Origin of the sequence: Mesorhizobium sp. M2A.F.Ca.ET.039.01.1.1 (assembly GCF_003998035.1) — a bacterium.
Classification (GTDB): domain Bacteria; phylum Pseudomonadota; class Alphaproteobacteria; order Rhizobiales; family Rhizobiaceae; genus Mesorhizobium.
Genome location: NZ_RZRY01000706.1, coordinates 1 through 3,140, shown reverse-complemented (window position 1 = coordinate 3,140; position 3,140 = coordinate 1). Strand labels below are relative to the sequence as shown.

General features: G+C 65.3%; 4 protein-coding genes. All 4 read left to right on the top strand.

The genetic code is table 11. From position 1 onward, the window contains the following. The coding region (gene urtB, locus EOA24_RS32225; RefSeq protein ID WP_127410491.1) for an urea ABC transporter permease subunit UrtB at nucleotides 1–762 on the top strand (762 nt) is incomplete at its 5' end. Continuing rightward, complete coding sequence (gene urtC, locus EOA24_RS32220) at nucleotides 759–1,982, top strand: urea ABC transporter permease subunit UrtC (protein ID WP_127253005.1); 1,224 nt, start codon at nucleotides 759–761, stop codon at nucleotides 1,980–1,982. The genes urtB and urtC, both read left to right, overlap by 4 nt. A gap of 6 nt (nucleotides 1,983–1,988) precedes the next feature. Further along, nucleotides 1,989–2,735, top strand: a complete 747-nt coding sequence (gene urtD, locus EOA24_RS32215; RefSeq protein WP_126082566.1) for an urea ABC transporter ATP-binding protein UrtD — start codon at nucleotides 1,989–1,991, stop codon at nucleotides 2,733–2,735. 70 nt (nucleotides 2,736–2,805) lie between these two features. Continuing rightward, nucleotides 2,806–3,140: ATP-binding cassette domain-containing protein (locus EOA24_RS32210; RefSeq protein WP_127410490.1), on the top strand; the 335-nt coding region annotated here is incomplete at its 3' end.

Here is a 3,140-nt window from a genome sequence, read left to right as displayed (position 1 = left end):
TATACGACCTTCGTCGTCCAGCAGGTGATCCGCACCTCGTTTCCCGGCCTGTTCGACTGGTCGCTGGTGATCGCGCTGCCGCTCGCCTTCCTAGTCGCGGCGCTTGTCGGCCTCGCGATCGAGCGCGGCATCATCCGCTTCCTCTATGGCCGGCCGCTCGAGACGCTGCTGGCCACCTGGGGCGTTTCGCTGATCCTGCAGCAGGCGGTGCGCACCATTTTCGGGCCGACCAACCAGGAGGTGGGCAATCCGTCCTGGATGTCCGGCTCGTTCGATATCGGCCAGCTCGCGATCACCTGGAACCGGCTGTGGATCCTGGTGTTCGCGCTAGCGGTGTTCGGCGTCCTGCTCTACGTCATGAAGCGCACGCCCTGGGGGCTGCAGATGCGCGCCGTGACCGCCAACCGGCGCATGGCGGCCTCCATGGGCATCAAGACGCCTTGGGTCGACGCGCTGACCTTCGCGCTGGGCTCCGGCATTGCGGGCATCGCCGGCGTGGCGCTCAGCCAGATCGACAACGTGTCGCCCAATCTCGGCCGCGGCTACATCATCGACAGCTTCATGGTCGTGGTGTTCGGCGGCGTCGGCAATCTGTGGGGCACGCTGGTCGGCGCCTTCTCGCTCGGCATCGTCAACAAGTTCCTCGAACCCTATGCCGGCGCGGTGCTCGGCAAGATCGTCGTCCTGGTGCTGATCATCCTGTTCATCCAGAAGCGCCCGCGCGGCCTGTTCGCGCTGAAGGGCAGGGCGGTGGAAGCATGATCGCGCAGCGCTTCTTTGCCGCCGATCGCCGGATTGGCGTTACGATCTTCGCGCTGCTCGCGGCAGCCATCATCGTGCCGCTGCTCAACCTCGCGGTGTCGCCGCAAAGCGCTTTCTACATCCCGCCTTACATCGTAGCGTTGGTCGGCAAATATCTCTGCTACGCGCTGCTGGCCCTCGCGCTCGACCTGGTCTGGGGCTATTGCGGCATCCTTTCGCTCGGCCACGGCGCCTTTTTCGCGCTCGGCGGCTATGCGATGGGCATGTATCTGATGCGCCAGATCGGTTCGCGCGGCGTCTACGGCAATCCGATCCTGCCCGACTTCATGGTGTTCCTGAACTACAAGGAGCTGCCCTGGTTCTGGTACGGCTTCGACCATTTCTGGTTCGCGGCGCTGATGGTGTTGGCCGTGCCCGGCCTGCTTGCCTTCGTCTTCGGCTGGTTCGCCTTCCGCAGCCGCGTCACCGGCGTGTATCTGTCGATCATCACGCAGGCGATGACCTATGCGCTGCTGCTCGCCTTCTTCCGCAACGACATGGGGTTCGGCGGCAACAACGGCCTGACCGATTTCAAGGACATTCTCGGCTTTAGCGTGCAGGCGGACGCGACGCGCTCGGCGCTGTTTGCGGCGAGCGCCGTCACGCTCGCGCTTGCCGTCTTCGTGACCGCGGCCATCGTGCGTTCCAAATACGGCAAGCTGCTGATGGCCGTGCGCGACGCCGAGAGCCGCACCCGCTTCCTTGGCTGGCGGGCGGAGAACGTCAAACTGTTCGCCTTCACCGTCTCGGCAATCATGGCCGGCATAGCCGGCGCGCTCTACGTGCCGCAGGTCGGCATCATCAATCCCGGCGAATTCGATCCGGCCAACTCGATCGAGGTGGTGATCTGGACCGCCGTCGGCGGGCGCGGCACCATCGTCGGCCCGATCATCGGTGCGCTGCTCGTCAATGCCGGCAAATCCTGGTTCACCGGCGTGCTGCCGGAATTCTGGCTGTTCGCGCTGGGCGGGCTGTTCGTCGCCGTCACGCTGCTGCTGCCCAAGGGCATCGTGGGTATGTGGGACGGCTGGCGCGGCAAGGCCAAGGCGCTGCGCGCGGCCTCGCTTGCCGCAGAAGCCGGCGCCGATCCAGAGATGCCGCAGCCGAAGATCGTTCGCTCTGCGGCACGGACGCCCGGCGCCTGGTCGGCTACCGGGTCCGAGCCGCAGCCGGCGGAGTGAGCGAACATGAACAACTCGAACACCATCCTCTATCTCGACGGCGTCTCGGTCTCCTTCGACGGTTTTCGCGCCATCAACAATTTGTCGCTGGTGCTCGACAAGGGCGAGATGCGGGCGATCATCGGGCCCAACGGCGCCGGCAAGACGACGATGATGGATATCGTCACCGGCAAGACGCGGCCGGACGAGGGCGAAGTCTTCTTCGACGGCCAGGTCGATCTCACGCGCCACGACGAGGCCGAGATCGCCATGATGGGCATCGGCCGCAAATTCCAGAAGCCGACCGTTTTCGAGAGCCACAGCGTCGAGGACAATCTGATGCTGGCGCTGAAGGGGCCGCGCTCGATCTTCCCGGCGCTGTTCCATCGCCGCTCGGCGGCCGAGGCGCGGCGCATCGACGACATACTCGGCATCATCCGTCTCGGCGACAAGCGCGACGAGCTCGCAGCCAATCTGAGCCACGGCCAGAAGCAGTGGCTGGAGATCGGCATGCTGTTGGCGCAGGACCCGAAGCTGCTGCTCGTCGACGAGCCGGTTGCCGGCATGACCGATGCCGAAACCGAGGAGACCGCGCGCCTGCTCAAGGACATCGCCCGCGACCATTCAGTGGTGGTCGTCGAGCATGACATGCATTTTGTGCGCGAGCTCGGCGTCAAGGTCACCTGCCTGCATGAGGGCTCGGTGCTCTCGGAAGGCACGCTCGACTTCGTTTCGGCGGACGAGCGCGTCGTCGAAGTCTATCTGGGGCGCTGAGCATGGTCTGGCGGGTTCCGTTCTACCGTTTCGATTTCGCTTTCCTGAAGCGCTGGAGAAGGGGCTGACCATGCTCGAAGTCTCCAATGCCACGCTTCACTATGGCGCCGCCCAGGCGCTGCGCGGCGTTTCGCTGAAGGCGGGCGCCGGCAAGATTACTTGCGTGCTCGGCCGCAATGGCGTCGGCAAGACCAGTTTGATGAGATCGATCGTCGGCCACCACCGGCTGACGAGCGGAAGCGTTGCCTTCGAGGGGAAGGCGCTCGACCGGAGCGCGGCGTATGACCGCGCCCGGTCGGGCATCGCATTCGTGCCGCAGGGCAGGGAGGTTTTTCCCCTGCTGACGGTGCGCGAGAACCTGGAATCCGGTTTCGCGCCGCTGCGGCGCGCGGACCGCAACATCCC